16 protein-coding genes are annotated in these 18,986 nt (G+C 57.6%); 10 read left to right on the top strand and 6 right to left on the bottom strand.

The genetic code is table 11. The annotated features are described in order from the left end of the window. Window positions 1-44 precede the first annotated feature (44 nt). From G9C82_RS15685 to G9C82_RS15660, 6 genes are read right to left on the bottom strand one after another with little or no spacing between them, the layout of a single operon-like run. Window positions 45-1,193 (bottom strand): hypothetical protein, encoded by a 1,149-nt coding sequence (locus G9C82_RS15685; protein ID WP_127014628.1) that lies wholly within the window; start codon window positions 1,191-1,193, stop codon window positions 45-47. A 40-nt stretch (window positions 1,194-1,233) separates the two neighbouring features. Next, window positions 1,234-2,079 (bottom strand): carbohydrate ABC transporter permease, encoded by an 846-nt coding sequence (locus G9C82_RS15680; RefSeq protein ID WP_127014627.1) that lies wholly within the window; start codon window positions 2,077-2,079, stop codon window positions 1,234-1,236. Next, the gene (locus G9C82_RS15675; protein WP_127014626.1) at window positions 2,076-3,014 is read right to left on the bottom strand and encodes a carbohydrate ABC transporter permease; all 939 of its coding nucleotides are present in this window, start codon (window positions 3,012-3,014) and stop codon (window positions 2,076-2,078) included. Before G9C82_RS15675 ends, G9C82_RS15680 begins: the two co-directional genes overlap by 4 nt. 9 nt (window positions 3,015-3,023) lie before the next feature. After that, a complete protein-coding gene (locus G9C82_RS15670; RefSeq protein WP_127014625.1) occupies window positions 3,024-4,382 on the bottom strand; it encodes a sugar ABC transporter substrate-binding protein in 1,359 nt (452 codons plus the stop codon). 55 nt (window positions 4,383-4,437) lie between these two features. Beyond that, window positions 4,438-5,238 (bottom strand): creatininase family protein, encoded by an 801-nt coding sequence (locus G9C82_RS15665; RefSeq protein WP_007190555.1) that lies wholly within the window; start codon window positions 5,236-5,238, stop codon window positions 4,438-4,440. Between the two features lies 1 nt (window position 5,239). Next, on the bottom strand, window positions 5,240-6,337 hold the full coding sequence (locus G9C82_RS15660; RefSeq protein WP_127014624.1) for an ABC transporter ATP-binding protein: 1,098 nt from the start codon (window positions 6,335-6,337) through the stop codon (window positions 5,240-5,242). A 528-nt stretch (window positions 6,338-6,865) separates the two neighbouring features. Between G9C82_RS15660 and G9C82_RS15655 the strand changes: the two genes are divergently transcribed. From G9C82_RS15655 to G9C82_RS15610, 10 genes are all read left to right on the top strand, one after another. After that, window positions 6,866-7,648 carry an IclR family transcriptional regulator gene (locus tag G9C82_RS15655; RefSeq protein WP_127014623.1) on the top strand — a complete coding sequence of 261 codons (783 nt, stop codon included), beginning with the start codon at window positions 6,866-6,868 and terminating at the stop codon, window positions 7,646-7,648. Between the two features lie 429 nt (window positions 7,649-8,077). Next, window positions 8,078-8,860, top strand: a complete 783-nt coding sequence (locus tag G9C82_RS15650; protein ID WP_049938604.1) for an IclR family transcriptional regulator — start codon at window positions 8,078-8,080, stop codon at window positions 8,858-8,860. Between the two features lie 189 nt (window positions 8,861-9,049). Beyond that, window positions 9,050-10,243: a PotD/PotF family extracellular solute-binding protein gene (locus G9C82_RS15645; protein WP_127014622.1), complete on the top strand. Its 1,194-nt coding sequence runs from the start codon at window positions 9,050-9,052 to the stop codon at window positions 10,241-10,243. 64 nt (window positions 10,244-10,307) lie between these two features. Continuing rightward, the gene (locus G9C82_RS15640) at window positions 10,308-11,441 is read left to right on the top strand and encodes an ABC transporter ATP-binding protein (protein WP_127014621.1); all 1,134 of its coding nucleotides are present in this window, start codon (window positions 10,308-10,310) and stop codon (window positions 11,439-11,441) included. Further along, window positions 11,438-12,358: an ABC transporter permease gene (locus G9C82_RS15635; RefSeq protein WP_127014620.1), complete on the top strand. Its 921-nt coding sequence runs from the start codon at window positions 11,438-11,440 to the stop codon at window positions 12,356-12,358. The genes G9C82_RS15640 and G9C82_RS15635 overlap by 4 nt, the downstream gene beginning before the upstream one ends. Further along, window positions 12,348-13,157, top strand: coding sequence for an ABC transporter permease (locus G9C82_RS15630; RefSeq protein ID WP_011222735.1), 810 nt, complete (start codon window positions 12,348-12,350; stop codon window positions 13,155-13,157). The genes G9C82_RS15635 and G9C82_RS15630 overlap by 11 nt, the downstream gene beginning before the upstream one ends. 195 nt (window positions 13,158-13,352) lie before the next feature. Beyond that, on the top strand, window positions 13,353-14,417 hold the full coding sequence (locus tag G9C82_RS15625; protein WP_127014619.1) for a zinc-dependent alcohol dehydrogenase family protein: 1,065 nt from the start codon (window positions 13,353-13,355) through the stop codon (window positions 14,415-14,417). Window positions 14,418-14,420: 3 nt separating this feature from the next. Next, entirely contained in the window at window positions 14,421-15,932 is a 1,512-nt protein-coding gene (locus G9C82_RS15620) for an aldehyde dehydrogenase (protein WP_127014618.1), read from the top strand. A gap of 596 nt (window positions 15,933-16,528) precedes the next feature. Beyond that, on the top strand, window positions 16,529-17,767 hold the full coding sequence (locus G9C82_RS15615; protein ID WP_127014617.1) for an MFS transporter: 1,239 nt from the start codon (window positions 16,529-16,531) through the stop codon (window positions 17,765-17,767). 102 nt (window positions 17,768-17,869) lie between these two features. After that, window positions 17,870-18,970 carry a carbon-nitrogen hydrolase family protein gene (locus G9C82_RS15610; RefSeq protein WP_127014616.1) on the top strand — a complete coding sequence of 367 codons (1,101 nt, stop codon included), beginning with the start codon at window positions 17,870-17,872 and terminating at the stop codon, window positions 18,968-18,970. The last annotated feature ends 16 nt before the right edge of the window (window positions 18,971-18,986 follow it).

The raw sequence follows: 18,986 nt of genomic DNA, 5'->3' as shown, positions 1-18,986 counted from the left end.
ATTCTGTCGTCCGGGAACCGATATCAAAGTACCGCTTCCCCCTCTCAGCTCACTGTCTCGATGGCGGTTTCGACCCACTCCAGTGACTGCTCTGGAAGCAGTCCGTAGTTATAGAAGGATAGCCGCGGCACTCCTTTCGAGTCGAGAGTCTCCACGATATCGACCACGGTCGCCTCGTCGTCGATGGCCGGATGGCCCGGCAGGAGACCAACGTGGAGTGGCACGTCATCAATCACCGTCTCAACGGCGTTGTACGCACCTATGACTGCGTCACTTGACGACTCGTAGGCCGGCAGACAGTAGTAATCGACGTGGTTCGAGAGCGCTTGTAGGTCGGCCCCAACGATCCACTCGCGGCCGGGTTCCGGCGCGCCGACGTAGTAGCCAAGCGGTGTTGTTCCCGCGGCGTCAGCCAGTGTGGCGTACAGTGACGACAGCGTCCGTTCGCGGACATCGACGTACGCGGCGACAGTACTGTGCTCCGCAAGCCAAGCCTCCGGTGAGCGGTCATGTGACAGCTCGCCAGCGACGATATCGTCCAGCGCGTTGGCTACCGTCTCGCGTGCCTGTTCAGCATCGACGTCCTCAGCCGTCGCATTCTCCTGACAGTGTGGACAGAAACACATCCCGAGCAGGAACTCTCCGAGCACCCCCAGCCGTGCGTGAATCTTCTGATGGTGCCATCCAAAGCCCGTCCCGTAGAAGTAATCGAACGTTTCCAGTTCGATACGGGCAAACGTATCGCGGGCCGCCAGATCCGAGACCAGTGCCGAGAGATACGTCTGGACCGCGGGTTGGGACGGGCACAGGCCAAAGATTAGGTCGTCACCGTGTGCAGATTCCAGCGTGTACTCGGGGTTGGCCATCCCGAGCCGAGAGTTGTGGCAGCCGACTGTCCAGGAATTGAGTGAAAGCTCTGACAGGCCGGCGGCGATGTCCGCGACCCAGTCCCCGTCCATCTGTTCATACGGCACTGGTTCGAGGTCCCCGTACTCTGGCCCGGGCTCGAAATACGAACTCGCGCGGGCGAACAGCGTCCGCCGCTCCGGATTGTGTGGCGTGAATGCCTGCACAGTGTGATAGTTCGTCGCAAGGTTCAGTTCGTCAACGCCGACGCCACGCAGTCGTGTTTCCACCTCGGCCGGCCCTTCGTCCAGAAGGTCCCACGGGTACGCCCACATCGCGAATTCCATACGCGACCAACTATCGCGGCGATAATAAAAGTAGAGGCGGTTACTCCTTGACTGCGCCAGCCGTCATGCCAGCGACGATATACTCCTCCAGGAAGGCGAACAAAATCAGGAGTGGGATAATACCAATCACAGACACAGTGAGCATCATCCGCCAGTCGGTCTGCAGCGCGCCGACCATCGAGAAGACCCCGCGCGGGATATTGTACTTCGCACTGTCAGTGAGGAAGGTGAGCACGAACAGCAGCCGGTTCCACGCGTAGAGGAAGGTGTAGGTGACACTGGCGACCAGCGCCGGCTTCGTGAGCGGGAGCACGATCTTCGTGAGGATCTGCAGTTGGCTCGCGCCGTCGATACGCGCTGACTCTTCGAGCGCGACGGGGATCGTCTTGAAATACCCGTACAGCATCCAGACGTTGAACGGGAGCGTGAATGCCGCCGCCGGGACGATCACAGCCAGATAGGTGTTGAACAGTCCCATCTGGGAGATAACATCGAAGAGGCCGACGATCAACACGACCGGTGCGAACATCTGGACGACCAGCACGGAGAGCAGGAAGGTTCGCTTCCCCACGAAGTCGTTCCGGGCACATGAGTACGCGGCCGGTATCGCCAGCAGAAGCGTCAACACGACTGTCCCCACCGAGATGATGAAGCTATTGCCGACCCAGAGCAACACGTCGGTCTGTGTCCAGACCTGCAGGTAGGCCTGGAGGCTGGGGTCGCTGGGGACCAGAGTCGCCGGTGCAGCGAAGATCTCCGACTCCGGCTTGAGCGTACTCGAGAACATCGCGTAGAACGGCAACATCATGAGCCCGAGTAGTCCGATCAGCACGCCGTAGAGCCGGACTTTGCGGAGACTGCTCCGGTCGTGGCCTGCCATCGTCATAGCTCGTCACCGCCGCGCGTGTAGATGCGCAGGTAGATGATAGCGAAGACGAACAGGAACAGGAACCCGATGACGCTGTAGGCGGCCCCGCGTCCGAGGTTCCCGTTCTGGAGGCCCACCTGATAGATGTGGATAACGAGCGTTGCTGTTGAGCTAATCGGCCCGCCACCGGTCATCGTCCAGATGACGTCGAAACTGACGAACGTCCATATCGTCGACAGTAGCGTGGCAATCAGGACGACGCTCTTCAGTTGCGGGAGCGTGATGTACCGGAACTGGTGCCACTTCTCGGCACCGTCGATGGCGGCTGCCTCGTACAGTTCCTGGGGTATCGACTGCAGGCCCGCGAGGAAGATAATCGCCATGAACGGCGTTCCGATCCAGATATCAGCCACGACGACGCCGAGCCACGCCAGACTCGGGTTTCCGAGGATACCGATACCCTGTTCGATGATGCCGAGTTTTAGCAAGATCGCGTTGAGGTAGCCGAACTGCGGGTGCTCTATCCACCGGAACACCACAGCGGAGATCGCGTAGGGAATCCCCCACGGGATGAGAAACGCCGTGCGGAAGAACTTCCGACCGCGGATATCTCCCTTGAGGTGAACGGCGATGAGCAGTCCCAGCAGTGTCTTGCCCGCGACACCGGCGACGACCCAGCGACCGGTCTGCCAGAGCAGTCGGTAGAAGATGTCGCTGTTCAATATTTCGACGTAATGCTGGAGTCCCACGAACGTCTCGATGTTCGAGTCGGCCGGCGACTGGTACAGTGACAACCGAAACGTCTCGATGATCGGGTACCCGACAACGGCCAGCAGGAACACCGCTGCGGGAGCAATGAGGAGGTACGCTCGGCTATTGCGCTGGACGTACGCCAGCCCTCGTTCGAGACGTGAGTCATCGGACGTTTCGGTGTATTCCTCTGCCAGACTCATCCCTGTCTGTCACTCCATGGCATCTTCGAGATCACTCTGTGCATCGTTGAGCGCTTTCTGCGGTGACTTCCGGTCCGCCAGTGCTTCCTGAATGGCTTGGACCATCCGGTCGTTGAACTCGCTGAAGTTACCGAGCTTCGGTCGGGCGCGGGCGTACTGCCCCGCCTCGACGAACGGTCCCCAGTTCTTCGACTCCGAGAAGTACGAGCGCTCCCCGACGGCTTCGACGACGGGGAGGAACCCTTTCTGCTTCGAGTACTGGAACCGTCGCTCCTCGTCGAAGTAGAACCGAATCAGGTCCCGGGCGAGGTCCTTGTGTTCGCTCTGACTCAGGATGGCGAGCGTGTCGATAGTGAAGAGGCTGTACCGACCTTCAGGGCCACGCGGTACCTGCACGATACCGTAATCGAAGTCGACGTCACCGTTTTCCTTCGCGGCGGTGATGTTGAGTCCCGTGTACACGTGCCCGATGACCATCCCGAGGTCACCGTTCTCGAACAGCTGTCGGATGTCCTGCCGAGTTGAGGAGAGTGGCGATGACTGCGTGACATTGTGTTCGAGATGAAGGTCGGTGTACAACGAGAGGGCATCAACAGCGCCACTGGAGTTCACGACTGGCATACCTTCGTCGTCGACGAGGTCCGCGCCGTGTGACCAGTGGTAGTGGTAGTACTGCGACCCGGTTTCGATTGCGTCGGCCCCTGCAAGGCCCAGTGCTGGGACGCTCGCATCACTGTCACGGATCTGCGTTGCGGCATCCAGCATATCCTGCCACGACTCAAGCGACGGGTCTTCCGGGTCGAGCCCCGCCGTCTCGAAGACATCTTTGTTGTAGTAGAGGCACTTGTTCGAGGCGGCCCACGGCACGCCGCAGTGGGAGCCGTTGTACATCGTTCCCTCGGCCACGCCGTCGTAGAACTGCTCGCCGAACTCCCCGTCCATCATGTCATCAAGCGGTTCGAGTGCGTCTTTGCCCACCAGCTGGGGGATCCAGCGTGCCGGCCACCGACTGACGTCGGGCGCTTCGCCGCCGTCGACACGGTTGTTCACGGTTTGCCGTGCGTTGTCCCACGTAACGCTGGTGAACTCTACGTCGACGCCGTGTTCGTCCTCGAAGGCCGCGTTGTTCTCCTCGAAGAACTGCTTGATGTTGTCCCCGACGCCCATCGTGAGGAACTGCACGCTCTGCGTACTGCCGTCGCTGCCGCCACCGCCGCTCTCACTGTCGCCGTCACCCCCGTCACTGCCGCTCCCACCGTCGCCGCTGCACCCGGCGATGGCGATGGCGCCGCCTGCGCCAAGCGCCTGGAGAAGCCGTCGGCGGTCGATACTATCCTCGACAGACCTGTCGTTGTTATCGGGCTGCATCGTTAATGTCACCTATTTCCATGTACATAATTCTTTGTGTTGTGTCGCTCATTGGTCAGGCATTGTTCTCGTGAATCGCAACCATGAGGGCCGCGAGTTCGTCGCCGATGACCGAGCGGATTCGTTCGCCTGTCTCCGCGCTCGCCTGCTTCGGCGTCCCGATAGCTCCGGATGAGGAATACTCGTCGAACGAGCGGTAGACAGAGACGTTGCCCCCGTCAAGCAAGTCTTGCCCGCCCCAGCCGTAGTGTTCGTCCATCGGTTCACCGTCGCGGACCGCCGGGTCACCCACGAGGTCTGGTCGGAGCGCAAGCATGAGGGACGTCTCGAACTCACCGCCGTGAGCCATCCCCCCTGTCTCGGTGGTCCGGAGCTCCTCGATTCTATCCGACGCCAGATGGAAGTACGTCGTCCCGAGTACTTCCGCATCAGTGTCGACGCCCACAGTACTCACGACGGCGTCGATGAGTGAACTGTTCCCGCCGTGGCCGTTGACGAACAGCACCGCGTCGAATCCGTTCTGGATGCCAGCGTGTGCGATATCCTCAAGTGTCGCTCGCAAGTGCGCGAACTCGAGTGAGAGGGTCCCACCGAACGACAGATGGTGTGGCGAGAACCCACTCCAGACCGGCGGTGTCACGACGACAGGAACGCCATCTAGGCGCTCGATAGCAGTGTCGACCATCGCCTCGACGAGGAGTGTGTCGGTGACGACCGGGAGGTGGTTCCCGTGCTGTTCGACGCTTCCGACGGGAATAACGAGAACTGAGCCCGGCTGTTCGCCGACATTTCGGATCTGACCCGCAGTCATCCCAGCCCACTCGCTCTCTTTCCGACCGATAGTATCGTACAACATATTACACCGACTCTGTCCGCTGCAACTGATTCAGTTCCACACGCTCGCCATCTGGACCGAACAGATGCATATCCTCTGTATGAAACCCGAGCGCGATTTTATCCCCCCGTTCTGGGCGGTATTCGCTATTGACCCGGGCAACGACTTCTTTCGACCCGCCTGCAGTCTCCAGATAGAGGAAGTTGTCAGACCCCATTGGTTCTACGACATCGACAACTGTATTGATGTACTCGCCGGCGTCCTCGGCGACGAAATCTTCCGGGCGGACGCCCAGCGTGTACTCCCCGTCCGGAATGTCGACGTTGAGCGTAAACTCAATATTTGACGAGTGGAACGTCGCGTGCCCGCCGCTATTGGTTACACTCGCTTCGAAGAAGTTCATCGATGGTGACCCGATGAACCCCGCGACAAATTTGTTGTTGGGCTCATCGTAGCAGCGTTCCGGTGGCGCGACCTGCTGGAGTTCACCCTGATTGAGAATCACGATCCGGTCGGCCATCGTCATCGCTTCCGTCTGATCGTGCGTGACGTAAATCGTCGTCACGTCCAACTCTTCTTGGATCCGCTGGATCTCCGTGCGCATCTGTGTCCGAAGCTTCGCGTCGAGATTCGACAGCGGTTCGTCCATCAGAAACACGTCCGGGTCGCGGACAATAGCCCGCCCAAGTGCGACACGCTGTTGCTGGCCACCCGAGAGTTGCTTCGGCAGGTCGTCCATGAGGTCCGCAATCTCCAGCAGTTCGGCGGCCTCAGTCACGCGCTGTTCGATTTGATCATCGTACTCGCCTGACAGTCGGAGCCCGAAGGACATGTTATCGCGCACGGTCATATGCGGGTACAGCGCGTAGCTCTGGAACACCATCGCAATGTTCCGGTCCTGTGGACGAACGTCGTTGACTACGTTCCCCCCGATAGCAATCTCACCGTCGGTGACTGTTTCGAGCCCAGCAATCATCCGAAGTGTGGTCGATTTCCCACATCCGGATGGGCCGACAACGACGACAAACTCACCGTCCTCGACGGCCAGAGAAAGGTCCTCAACTGCAAGGACATCGTCGTCGTATACCTTGCTGACGTTTGATAGTGTAACTTCGCTCATACCGAGTAGAAGAAGCATCGCAATCATCATTAATAAATGTTGGTAGTGGTGGCAGAGTCAGGCAGACCAATCACATCGAAACCCGCGGGCCGCCTGTGGAGCACCGTCGGATATAACTGCGTAGCCGGCAGTTCTGCACCGAGGCCAAACGTTACACCCGCAAGTATGACCTATAGTATGCTGCAGAATACGGAGCAGAGACCGACTAAAGCGTAGAAAACAGGATACCAGAACGTTTCCAAACCCTTTCAATGAGATTGAAAGTCACGTGGGACGCTCGTACGGAATACACGAATGTCACAAAACGACGCCAGAGTGTCTGTAACTGCTGAATCAGGTGTTGAAGCCTCCAGCCCACATGTTCATGTGGTTTGTTGCCACTCCCCGAGAGTAAGGAGAGTGCAGAAAATAACACTCGTACCCTTGTTAGAATATCGTCTCTAACGGGACACCGACAGTTTCCAATATGATTGGAAACATTTTGTCTCTCGACGGAATCTATTTTACCCTGCAAGAAAAAGCGCATCCATGCCCTCACAAAACAACAAAACGATCAGCGCGGTCGAGACAACGCTGGACATTCTCGCCGCTCTCGGAAAAGTTGAACCAGTCGGTCTTTCCGAGCTTGCGTCTCATCTTGATATCCCCACAAGTACTGTCTTTATCCACCTCAACACACTTGTCCAGCGGGACTACGTTGTCAAGGAAGCCGGGCAGTATCGTCGATCGTTCCGCTTTCTTGAGCTCGGTGGCAGCGTTCGGCAAAGACTGGACATCGGCCGACTGCTTCGCAATAAGGTTGAAGAACTCAGCAGAGAAACTGGCGAGATTGCTGGTGCCGGCATCGAGGAGAACGGCCAGCGGGTCATTCTCTACAGGAGCTCAGGCGGAAAGGCTGCAGGCGACGAAATTCCCATTGGGAATCACACAGAGATGCACTGGACATCGCTGGGCAAAGTAATTCTGGCGCATCTTCCGGTGGAAAAACGAAACGAAATCGTTGCCGACCATGGGCTTCCGAAAGGGACTGATAACACGTTGTCATCCCGGTCTGCTCTCGAAGCGGCGCTTGAACGAATTTGCGACCAGGGCTATGCGATAGACGACGAGGAGCATCTCAGAGGTGTTCGAGGTGTCGCTGTTCCGATATTCAACGACGAACAGGAAGTCATGGTGTCTCTTGGTATTACTGGGCCCAGAGATCGATTCACCTCCAGATACATGGCAAATCTGCTTGAGATACTTCGATATACGAAAAACGAAATCGAAGTTCGAAGTCAGTACTACGAATACAGTACGATAGACGGATAGACAAGAATATGATAGTGAAACGCTCAGCACCACAAACAAAATAGAAACGTAGCGTCAGTCTAGGACGGCTTTTGTCTCCGAACTTCACCGTGTAGGTATTGGCTCCTGTCGGTTCAACCCCTATATCCTATGTTTCGATTCGACTGTTTCATATGATCGAACTAGAAAAACCGTGGGAAAGCCATCTGAGTCTCTTCTTCATTTTGATTGTACGACTAAGTCTCGGGTCACCTCCTACATCATATAACGCCTGTACTTCTGTTATTCTTTTTGCGTGATAATCAGACCGTGCCGACATTGTTTCGCTCAATCGAACTAGCCTCGCGAATAGTGTCACACACTCACACAGAAAATAATAGCGAATGACACTTCATGATTCTGGTTTTGTTCTACCGAACTACTAAATCCCATCAGACACACAGCCGACATATGTCTGTGAATACCACGGAACTATCGATCGAGATTATTGATATCGTCTCCGACCGTGACGGTGCACGGCTTCGGGATATCGTTGAAGAGGTAGACGTGGCCAAGAGTACTGCACATAAGCACCTCACCACGCTCCGCGACAGCGGCTTTCTGGTCAAACGCGGCGAAATCTATCAGGTCGGGTTGCGGTTCTTGAATTACGGTGAACAGGCACGAAGCCGATGGCCCGGCTATCCGCATATCGAGGAAGCAATCGCAGCCCTCACCGAACGGACAGAGGAAGAGTGTGACTTCGTGGCTCCGGACCGTGGCAGGGTTATCACAATCGCCGAATCGTACCACAAGTGGGCAAAGTTCGAGGGGACGACCACTGACGGACCATCGAAGGAGTACCGGGCCAGAACGGGGTCATATTATCACATGCACGCGACCGCGTCTGGGCTGGCAGTGTTGTCCACCTATTCCAAGTCCCGGGTCGAAGACGTTATCGAGCGGTGGGGGCTCCCTGCACGGACTGACCACACGATCACGTCGCGGGAAGAGTTGCACGCCGAACTGGAGCAGATTCGAGAACGCGGCTACGCTGTCGACGATCAGGGGTACACTGACGGGATGCGAAGCATTGGGAAAGCCGTTCACGGGCCGGAGGGGGACGTGATTGGCGCGCTCAGTGTCTCGGGCCCGACCTATCGGGTCGATGGGATGGTTCTCGAACAGGAAGTTCCGAATGCGCTCAGGGATGTCGTTGACGAACTTGAAGAGCGTCTCCGAACGACGAACTAATCTTGGCGGCGCGTTTCGTAACAACACCCTGTTTTCTAGCCACCGACTACTAGTCCGTCTCTGGCTGGAACATCCCACTTCATTTCTTCCCAAGCGATGCTTTCTGCTGGAATCGCGGACTGTGGTTGCATCAGAGTGGGGTATCGAAGGTAGTTTTTTATAATATGCGTGGAATATGTGCGTATAGCAATGTGTGGCAATAACGAGCATACCGAGAGCGAACCGATCCGACAGTCTGGAACCAGCCGTCGACGGTTCTTGACCGCCGCCGGAGCTGGAACCGTCGGTGTGTTTGCTGGATGCGCTTCGTTGGCCAGCGATGACGGCGACGGTGGGACCGGTGGTGAAAGTGGCGGTGCCAGCACGGGCGACAGTAGTAGTGGCCAGGATTTCAGCGGTGAGACACTGCGCGTAATGGTCTGGAGCGGGAACTACGCTGACCGCTTCGAAGAAACGATAAAACCGATGTACGAAGAGCGGACTGGTGGTCGATTACAGGTCAACCGCGGCTGGAACGAGATCCTGGCAAAAATCAGATCAGCACCGGAGGATCAGCCACCGTTCGATGTCACCATCACGGAGGGGTATTTTTACCTCCTTGGTCGCAACGATGACCTGTTCTTGCCGGTACGAGAGGAGAACGTGCCGAATCTGGATGGCGTCATTGACTATTACACTGATTTCCGAACCACGGAGTTCGGGGTCCCCGTCGACGGTGCGCCGACGACGCTCATCTATCGAAACGATCTAGATTTCGAACCGACCACCTGGGCCGACCTTGCCGCCCCAGAAGCCGCCAACGGGAATGGAATCGGTATCGACAAAGGGTTCTGGTGGTTCCCACAGCATGACGCTGCTGTCGCGATGGATGCGAAGGAGCTTGCTGGGGAAGTGTACGATGAAGACCTCTCGATGGACGTGTTTGACTATATGGAGGAGCAGTGGAACATCCAGGGCTGGGCTTCTTCCGGGGAAGACATCTGGCAACTGTTCGAGAACGGCATTATCGACCACGCGCAGTGGTACTACGAACAGACCGCGTACGATATTGACGACTATCCTAACCTGAGCCACACCGCACCGGATAGAAACAGCGGTTTCGTCAACCACTGGTGCCCGGTCCGTGGCACTGACAAACGGCGGATGGCGGAGGATTTCTTGAATTTCCTGCTGGACGCCGAGACCCAGACACGGTGGTCGGAAAACAGTCCGACGCTGTTTACGAATACGGACATGGAATACGCGACTGAAAAACTCAACGAGGACCTCCCCAACAACAGTGACGAAGCAGCGCTCGTCGCCTGGCCGGAGTTCGATTACATCAACTCGAACTTTGACAGCTTCAACCAGCGGATCTCGGAGATGGAGGCGAGTTCGAACTAGCGATGTCGGGACCGATGTTTACAAGGGACCAGTGTCTCAGTGGCCAACACGAATTGCATAACTCATGTCGGAGATAGAACTACAGAACCTCTCGAAATCGTTCGGGGAGCTCGATGCGGTGACAGATGTCTCCCTATCCGTTCGGGACGGGGAACTGTTGTGCTTACTCGGTCCCAGTGGCTGTGGCAAGTCGACGACGATGCGAATGATCAGCGGGCTGGAGACACCGTCGTCCGGGACAGTCTACATCGGAGATGCGGACGTGACCGACGAACCGGCCTACGACAGGGACACCTCGATGGTGTTCCAGAACTGGGCGCTGTTCCCTTACAAGACCGTACTTGAGAACGTTGCGTTCGGTCTCAAGATGCGTGGCATGGGAAAACAGCAGCGGCGTGACCGCGCCAGCGAGATGCTGGACCGCGTTCACATGGATGGGTATGAAAGTCACAGTCCGACCGACCTCTCGGGTGGCCAGAAACAGCGTGTCGCGCTGGCACGGTCGCTGGCAGTGGACCCTGACGTGCTACTGCTTGATGAACCCCTCTCGAACTTGGATAAGCGACTGCGTGAGGAGATGGAGATCGAGCTGAAAGATATTCACGAAGAGTTTCAGAAAACGTTCGTTCACGTCACACACAATCAGGACGAAGCGTTCACCCTTGCTGATCGTATCGGCATAATGAACGATGGGCGACTGGTGCAGGTCGGAGAGCCGAATGAAGTGTATCGGGACCCGAAAAACAAGTTTGTCGAGGAATTCCTGGGTGATACAAACTTCGTCAGTGGTACTGTAAGCGACAGTGACGGCCAGTACAGCTATCTGGTGACGGAGTTCGACTCGGAGATCCGTGTACCGGTGACTTCGAAAATCCAGCCCGAAGCGTCCCTTACTGTCTCGCTCCGTCCCGAGTTCATGCAAATAGCTCCTCTCACCGATGAATCAACCCAGGCATCTCACCAGACCCGTGCCGACGGTAACGGCGGTGGTGGTGTTTCCGGGACCGTAGAGAGTACTATTTATCGCGGCTCCAGCATCCGCCATGTCGTCGACATCGGCGGGGAGCAACTGTTCGTCGAACAGAGCGTTACTGACCAATCAGCAATTGATGAAGGAGATACGGTTGAGCTCAGCTGGGATATCGATGACATACTGCTGTTCCGTCCCGACGGCACGAGGGTGAGGGACCGACAATGAGTGTCGACTCCAGAACGACTGTGTTAGACCGCCTCTGGTCGCTATTTGAGGGACAGTCTGGCTCTCGCCGCTCGTTGTTGCTGATGAGCCCACTGATCCTGTTCGAGTTGCTGGTGTTCGTGGTTCCGTTTCTGTTGCTGGTTCGCATCAGTTTCAGCGAACAGTCACAGGGCCTCCCGTATGCCGAGGGGACGTTCACCATCGCATCGTACGTGCAGGTCCTCCAGTCTGAGTTGCTCCAGGGAATCATCGTGTATTCGTTCAAGCTCGGCATCATTGCGACGCTACTCACAGTCGTCCTCGCGGTTTTCTATGCATATGCCACTTGGCGCGCGAGCGGGGTGCGGAAATCGGCCCTGTTATTTTCGGTTGTGCTGCCGCTGTTGACGACACTCGTAATCAAGACGTACGTGTGGGTTCCGTTGCTGGCTCCGAACGGGACGGCCAACAGCCTCTTGCTCGCAGTCGGCCTCATTCAGGCACCCCTGCAGATAGTCCCGAACACGCTTGGCGTCGTCATCGGACAAGTGTATATCGTCTTCCCGTATGCGATGCTGGCAATTTACAGCGTCCTGACAACCGTTGAATGGGAGCTTGTCGAGGCGGCCAGGGACCTCGGAGCCAGCCGAATCCGGTCTTTCTTTGCGGTCGTTCTGCCAGAGATTATGCCAGGAATCACCGTCGCGACTGTTATCTCCTTTGCCTGGAGCGTCGGCGCGTATTCCGCACCGGCGCTGCTCGGTGCAGGGAGCGACCGCCCGTTCGCACTCGAAGTGCAGGAGCAGATGCTAGTCAATTTCAACTGGCCGATAGCCACTGCCCTCTCGACGGTAATGCTCGTCCTGATGTTCGTGAGCATTCTTGTCATCTACACTGTCTTCGGCCGCTTTGGAGGTGACGTGACCAATGCAACGTAGTCTCGAATGGCTTGGAACGGCAGCGTTTCGCATCGGTTATATAGCGATATTCGTTGTCATGCTGTTACCGCTGGGTATTGTTATTGCAACGTCCTTCTCCGCGTCGGGGAACTTGCAGTTCCCGCCGCAAGCGCTCTCCCTACGATGGTACAGCGCGTTCTTTGCCGATGTGGTGTGGCTACGAGCGTTCGATAATAGTCTCGTCGTCGGTGTCGGAACGACGGTCGTCGCTACGTTTATGGGCATCACGGCTGCGTTCGGTCTTGAAGCACACAGAGGCCGGTTCGGTGATATCCTGACGCCCATCGTCATCCTACCATTGCTCATTCCGCCGGTCATCCTTGGGGTGACGCTGCTCGTGTATTTCAGCAGGCTTGGGTTTCGGTCGTCGTATCTCAGCATCATCTTGGCCCACAGTCTCTGGGCCACACCGCTCGTGTTCTTCGTGATGCAGTCCGTCTTCCAGCGGTTCGACTGGCAACTGCGCGACGCTGGAATGGACCTCGGGGCGAATCCGATCCGTGTGTTCATCCACGTCATCCTGCCGAACGTCAAAAGCGGGATACTTGTGTCTGCGCTGCTGGCGTTCATTATCAGCCTGCAGGAGTTCGTGATGGCGCTGTTCCTGTCGAACTATCAGACGCAGACGATTCCAGTGCTTGCCTGGAACTCCCTGCGCCAGTCGCTTACGCCTATCGTCAGTGTCGTCTCGACATTCCTCATCCTCATCTCCGTTGTCGGGCTCCTCGCCGCTGCTCTCGCCACAAATATCGAATTCGTGGCGAAACGGTTGTCCTGAAATTTCAGGGGGCCGTTTCGATTGTAAAATCGCCGGACTAACAGACGAAGCTGAATTTCTGAGATTACTATATTTTTGGTACAAGACTAAATGACTAGGACGCTATCAAGCAACTCTCAAAAAATTACATATCATTCCATCTGAAGAGCAGAGCGGGAAAATATTTTTATAATGTGGTACCGTCACACAATACGTATGCGAGCAGCTGTGTTAGAGGAGTACGAGGAGCCGCTAGCTATCAGAGACGTCGAACGGCCGGAGCCGGACCCGGATGGCGTGGTCGCTCAGGTTGACGCCTGCGGAGTCTGCCGGAGCGACTGGCACGGATGGGTCGGCAATTGGGACTGGTTTGATTACAAGCCACCGCGGGGCCATATTCTCGGCCACGAACCGTCGGGGACGGTCGTCGAAGTCGGCGAGAATGTTGACACAGTCAAAGAAGGGGACACGGTCGCCATCCCGTTCAATTTTGCCTGTGGCCACTGCCACGAGTGCCGTGTTGGCTATGAAAACCTCTGTGAGAACCATCTGGGGCTCGGCTTCCAGCCCGGAGCGCCGGGGGCCTTTGCCGAAGAAGTCCCGATTCCAAACGCCGACATCAACGCTGTGAAGCTCCCTGATGGTGTGGACCCCGTCGAGGTCGCTGGCATGGGGTGCCGCTTCATGACGTCGTACCGTGGAATGGCCCATCAGGCCGACGTGAGTCGCGGTGAGTACGTCGTCGTTCAGGGGCTCGGTGGTATCGGACTGTCAGCGGTCCACATCGCGGACGCACTGGGTGGAAACGTCATCGGTGTCGACCTGATGGACGAGAAACTCGAAATGGCTGAAGAGCTGGGTGCCATCGACACCGTCAACGCAGCTGAAGAGGACGATGTCGTACAGGCGGTCCGAGATATCACGGACGGCGGCGCGCACGTCTCTCTAGACGCACTGGGGATTGAGGAGACCTGCCAGAACGCTATCGAATCGCTCAGAACGCGCGGGCGACACGTCCAGATCGGCCTGACGACGAAAGAACAGCGAGGGTACAACTCGCTGCCCACGGATACGATCGTAATGAACGAGATTCAGGTGCAGGGCTCTAGCGGCCTCCCGCCGTCGAAGTACGGTGAGATGTTCCGGATGGTCGAGAACGGCAAGCTCGACCCCGGTGCCGTTATAACCGACAAAATCGGTCTGGAGGGCGTTAGCGACGAACTGGCCGCCATGACCGACTACGAGACAATCGGGATTCCCGTTGTCAACGAGTTCGCCTGAGCTATGCCTGACAGCGAGACGCGAACCGCTATGCGGGAGCGACATCTGCAGGCCCACGAGGACGCGCTGGCGGACATCGTTATCGAGCCGTGGATAGGTGGGACCTCGGTCTCAGGTTCAGAGCCGATTCCGACACGCGACCCGGTCATCGATGAACCGATAACGGCAGTCCCGGTCTGTGATGACGAGCTGGTCAACCAAGCTGTGCAAGTCGCCTGGGACGGCTTTGAAACGTGGAGTGACCGAACACCCACGGACCGATCACAGCGCCTTAGCGAGTGGGTTGACGTTCTGGAGGAGCACCTCGACGAGCTAGCCCTGTTAGAGTGTCTCGATACTGGCAAGCCACTGTCTGAAGCGCGCGGCGAAGTCGAAGGCGCGCTCAGGACGCTCGAATACTATGCGGCAGTTGCCAGGACACAACAGGGAAGTCAGATACCGGCACAGGGGGACCTCCATATGTACACGAGAATGGAGCCATACGGGGTTGTCGGACAGATCACCCCCTGGAACTTCCCTGCGTGGGCGGCCGCATGGAAGTTCGGGCCTGCCCTGGCTGCCGGCAACTGTTCTGTGCTGAAGCCATCCGCGTACACCCCGTTGACAACGGTCAGGATGGCACAGCTCTCAGATGGGATCTTCCCCGACGGCGTGATCAATGTTGTCACCGGTGGTGGGTCGACGACTGGGGCCACACTAACTGAACACGAAGGTGTCCGGAAGCTCTCGTTTACTGGGAGTGGCAGCGTCGGTCAGGAAGTCATGCAGACTGCCGCCGCCCGTATCGCTCCCGTGACGCTCGAACTGGGCGGGAAGTCGCCGCTTGTCGTCTTTCCCGATGCAAACATGCAAACGGCTGTCGACGCTGCCGCAGCAGGCGTCTACTACAGCACCGGTGAGATCTGTGATGCACTGTCCAGAGCAATTGTCCACGAAGACGTCCACGACGAGTTCGTCGACCGACTGGTGGCCCGGGCTGAATCGTACACGCTCGGTGACCCACTCGATGATGAGACGACGATGGGGCCGTTGACCAACGAGGACCAGTTTGAGACTGTGTCGGACTATGTCACCATCGGCCGAAACGAGGGTGCTACGCTCGCCACTGGTGGCACTGCACCGGATGACCGCGCCCTCGCTGACGGTCATTACGTTGAACCGGCTGTGTTCACAGATGTCGAGCCCGATATGCGAATCGCGCGCGAAGAAATCTTTGGCCCCGTCCAGACTGTCCAGTCATTCGAGACGTATGATGAGGCCATCGCGCTGGCGAACGACACGGAGTTCGGCCTTGCTGGAGGGGTCGCGACAGAATCGACTGATATCGCCCACCAAGCTGCCGCAGACATAGATGCAGGCGTCGTCTACATCAATGCATACGGACCGATCCGACCCGAAGGTCCGTACGGCGGGTTCAAAGAGTCGGGAATCGGCCACGACCTCGGCAGGGCGGCGGTAGAGCAGTACCAGCAACCCAAAACGGTGTACGTCAACCTCGACAGCCCTGAAATCTGAAGTGAAAGAATCACGAAAACCGGCGCTAGCACCCCTCCAACGGTATCTTGCACGTTATTTTGGCACCCGCCTTCACGCGTGGAGCAGGCGGGTTCTGATTGACTTGTTTGATGAAATACACCGAATTGTGTAATAGCTCTTGCGAGTATAGGCGTATCTGCCATAGCTACGTTGAATATACACCAAACAAATTCCGAATACGAGCTTGCTGGTAGCGTAATCCGAAAAATAGAAGCAAACTTGGTAAATATTGGCTCCTATTTCTATGGAAATCTCTAAACCTGCCGAAGCGCCGATATATCTGTTCTGCTCCTGTTTATATATGTGTCATGCCACGGATTCCACGTTCATACTACGGCGAACTCGGCAACGATTCTGTTGTAGCATCCGCTTCAGGTCATAGGGTTTCAATACGCCCTGTTATCTCAGTGGTACATAGTGAGTCTTCGTCGCCACTGCTCCCGCCAACGCAACTCTTTCCATGTTGTTCGGGAACCGCTCGCGAAAGGATCGCCTTTTGAACTGACTGCGCTTCGTACTTCTAGTTTCGACACCAGCCACCCCACTGCAGTGACAGGACGCCCTCGCCCGACAGAATGACACCACAGGCTACTGATTCCGATATTTCCGAGACCACTGCTGAATCACCTGTCCGAACAGCCAATTCGACGTGGTGGCTCGTAGCGGGTACAAGCCTCATCTCGATGGGACTGGCTGCCTACGAGATCGTTCCTGCAAGCGTTACACCGCTTATTCGGGAATCACTGCAGGTCGGGCCGACAGCCGCCGGTCTCGTCGTTGGGGTCATGTTCGGGACCGCTGTCGTCGTCAGCCTCCCTGTCGGTGCTGTGCTGGACCGGACCGATTCAAGAACCGCGATGGCCCTTGCGGTGGGCATATTGGTCATCGCCGGGGTGTGGGGATGGCGAGCCGGCCGGCGTGGCCAGTACGAGTCAATCCTTGCATCTCGTGCACTGGGGGGAGCCGCGTATGTCGTCGTCTGGAACGCCGGTATCGATATGGTAAGCCGGGCCGTCGATGGCTCTCACCGCGCGACAGCAGTGGGCATCTTCACTGCGAGCGGCCCGGTCGGCTTTGCACTCGGACAGGGAACGGGGCCGCTCATTGCCCACCGGTTCGGCTGGCCGGCTGTCTTTCTGGCCTTCATTGTCCCCGCAATCGTGGGGTTGGCCGTCTTCTGGCCAGCGAGCCACGGGCACGGTGGGAGCCGCGGCGATGCCCCGTCCCTGCGAGAATTCGGGGCCGTGCTCCGGAGCCCGAGTGTCTGGCTTGTCGGTGTCCTCGGCTTCCTTGGTTACGCGCTGTACCTGTTCGTGAATAGCTGGGGCTCGTCGTACCTCACACAGGGTCTGGGCTTCTCTCTGGCCGTGAGCGGGCTCGTCGTTGCTGTATTCCCCGCTGTTGGGGTGGTATCTCGAATCAGCGGCGGACTCATTTCGGACCGGGTCTTTGATGGCAGACGGCGACCGGTCGTGCTGTGGTCGTTCGGTCTCGCCGCTCCGCTTCTCCTCGGGTTTACGCAGTTTCGCTCGCTGGCACTACTTGTTGCTGTCCTCCTGCTGATCGGGTTTGCGGTCCAACTGACGCTTGGCCTCTCGTTTACGTACGTCCGCGAACTCGTCGACCCGCGCGTCGCTGCAACGGCAGTCGCATTCCAGACTAGTATCGGCCTCGCGGGGGCGTTTGTTGCACCGATTGTCGGCGGCGCCGTGGTGAACAGAGCTGGATTCGAACCGGCGTTTTTACTGGCCGGTGCGGTCGCTATCGCTGGTATCGTTGTTGCATGGCAGGCCCCGGAGCCTGGACGCCAGTAGGATAAGACGCGCTCAACCCCGTTTCTCACGACACAGTTCTACGACCGCATCCCGGAGAGATCGGCTCAACTGATTTGCCGGTAGCCTGTGTATTGCAAACGAATGCCAGCCAAATCATTCACACTTGCGGCCGCGCAGGTAGAGCCCGTCTACCACGACAAGGAGGGAACGCTGGACAAGACATGCCGGTATATCGAGCAGGCGGGTCGGGACGGTGCAGACATTGTCGTCTTTCCGGAGACGTACTTCCCGGGGTACCCATACTGGCGGGGTAGTGTTTCTATCTCCAGATGGACTGATCTGATGGTGGACCTCCAGAAGAACAGTCTCCACGTTGACGACGAGGCTATCGAAATACTCGGCGAGGCAGTCGCGGAAGCCGACCTCACGCTTGTGCTGGGGACGAACGAAATTAGTGATCGGCAGGGGAGCGAGACGCTCTACAATTCGCTGTTTTACTTCGACAATACCGGGGAGCTGATGGGCCGTCACCGGAAGCTAATGCCAACCCACGAGGAGCGTGCCATCTGGGGCCGTGGCGACCCGTCAAGTCTGGCCACCTACGAAACGGATGTCGGCCGACTCGGCGGCCTCATCTGCTATGAGAACCACATGACGCTCTCTAAGGCGGCGCTGACTACAATGGGTGAGGAGATACACGCTGCTGTCTGGCCCGGCTTCTGGGAACAGCACGGTCATCCCGGAGACAAAACCCGAGCGGAGACGAGCGAAGCTGTAGACTCCTGTGATGTCTATCCCGCGATGCGTGAGTACGCCTTCGAAACCCAGTCGTTCGTCGCTGCGTGCTCGGCGTACATGAGCGAGGCTGTGCCGGACGGATTTTCGGAGGACGAACTCGGATTCAACGTCGCCGCGGGCGGGAGTATGTTGGTCAACCCGGCGGGGATTGTCAAAGCCGGTCCACTGATTGGCGAGGAAGGGCTCCTGACTGCCGAGTTCAGGGACGACGAACGCCGGGCGACAAAGGCGTACTTCGATGCGATGGGTCACTACACCCGATGGGACGCCGTCAATCTGTCCATCAGCGACGAGGCGCTAGCGCCGTCACAGCCTCAAGAAGCCAGCAAGCATGCCGTGGCCGGAAACGGCTCGCTCTCAGCAGCACGGGCACAGGCGATAGCCGACGAGTACGATGTTCCTGTCGAGGCTGTCGAAGCAGTCGTCGACGAATTAGTCGGCTAATCGGCCGCAGCTAGTC

This window comes from Haloarcula sp. R1-2 (assembly GCF_011627385.1).
GTDB classification, from domain to species: Archaea; Halobacteriota; Halobacteria; order Halobacteriales; family Haloarculaceae; genus Haloarcula; species Haloarcula marismortui.
Note: the sequence above shows the minus strand (reverse complement) of the source record. Positions and strands in the feature narration are given on the sequence as shown.

Coding starts and splice junctions, on each gene's coding strand:
- G9C82_RS15680 (WP_127014627.1), bottom strand. CDS start 2,079: ATGACGATGGCAGGCCACGACCGGAGCAGTCTCCGCAAAGTCCGGCTC.
- G9C82_RS15660 (WP_127014624.1), bottom strand. CDS start 6,337: ATGAGCGAAGTTACACTATCAAACGTCAGCAAGGTATACGACGACGAT.
- G9C82_RS15635 (WP_127014620.1), top strand. CDS start 11,438: ATGAGTGTCGACTCCAGAACGACTGTGTTAGACCGCCTCTGGTCGCTA.
- G9C82_RS15665 (WP_007190555.1), bottom strand. CDS start 5,238: ATGTTGTACGATACTATCGGTCGGAAAGAGAGCGAGTGGGCTGGGATG.
- G9C82_RS15620 (WP_127014618.1), top strand. CDS start 14,421: ATGCCTGACAGCGAGACGCGAACCGCTATGCGGGAGCGACATCTGCAG.
- G9C82_RS15625 (WP_127014619.1), top strand. CDS start 13,353: ATGCGAGCAGCTGTGTTAGAGGAGTACGAGGAGCCGCTAGCTATCAGA.
- G9C82_RS15630 (WP_011222735.1), top strand. CDS start 12,348: ATGCAACGTAGTCTCGAATGGCTTGGAACGGCAGCGTTTCGCATCGGT.
- G9C82_RS15670 (WP_127014625.1), bottom strand. CDS start 4,382: ATGCAGCCCGATAACAACGACAGGTCTGTCGAGGATAGTATCGACCGC.
- G9C82_RS15645 (WP_127014622.1), top strand. CDS start 9,050: ATGTGTGGCAATAACGAGCATACCGAGAGCGAACCGATCCGACAGTCT.
- G9C82_RS15610 (WP_127014616.1), top strand. CDS start 17,870: ATGCCAGCCAAATCATTCACACTTGCGGCCGCGCAGGTAGAGCCCGTC.
- G9C82_RS15650 (WP_049938604.1), top strand. CDS start 8,078: ATGTCTGTGAATACCACGGAACTATCGATCGAGATTATTGATATCGTC.
- G9C82_RS15615 (WP_127014617.1), top strand. CDS start 16,529: ATGACACCACAGGCTACTGATTCCGATATTTCCGAGACCACTGCTGAA.
- G9C82_RS15675 (WP_127014626.1), bottom strand. CDS start 3,014: ATGAGTCTGGCAGAGGAATACACCGAAACGTCCGATGACTCACGTCTC.
- G9C82_RS15655 (WP_127014623.1), top strand. CDS start 6,866: ATGCCCTCACAAAACAACAAAACGATCAGCGCGGTCGAGACAACGCTG.
- G9C82_RS15640 (WP_127014621.1), top strand. CDS start 10,308: ATGTCGGAGATAGAACTACAGAACCTCTCGAAATCGTTCGGGGAGCTC.
- G9C82_RS15685 (WP_127014628.1), bottom strand. CDS start 1,193: ATGGAATTCGCGATGTGGGCGTACCCGTGGGACCTTCTGGACGAAGGG.